Origin of the sequence: Pseudoalteromonas sp. SR41-1, assembly GCF_014164015.1 — a bacterium.
Lineage (GTDB): Bacteria > Pseudomonadota > Gammaproteobacteria > Enterobacterales > Alteromonadaceae > Pseudoalteromonas > Pseudoalteromonas distincta.
Genome location: NZ_JACJEK010000070.1, coordinates 1 through 212, shown reverse-complemented (window position 1 = coordinate 212; position 212 = coordinate 1). Strand labels below are relative to the sequence as shown.

Here is a 212-nt window from a genome sequence, read left to right as displayed (position 1 = left end):
TGAAGCCTGGTAATGTCCTACTTTCACATAGCAAATGCTACACTATCATCGGCGCTGTTTCGTTTCACTACTGAGTTCGGCATGGAATCAGGTGGGTCCAAAACGCTATTGTCACCAAGCAAATTAGGTGCAAAGAATCAATGACAAGCACGTAGTGCTACCATTTTCTTTGCGCAAGGTGCCTCAACTTTAACGCTACGCGCTAAGAGTCA

Annotated in this window: 1 rRNA gene; it reads right to left on the bottom strand. The window is 45.3% G+C overall.

Annotated elements, in window-relative coordinates:
* Positions 1-4 precede the first annotated feature (4 nt).
* Positions 5-119, bottom strand: a 5S ribosomal RNA gene (gene rrf, locus H5118_RS20975).
* Positions 120-212: the final 93 nt, after the last annotated feature.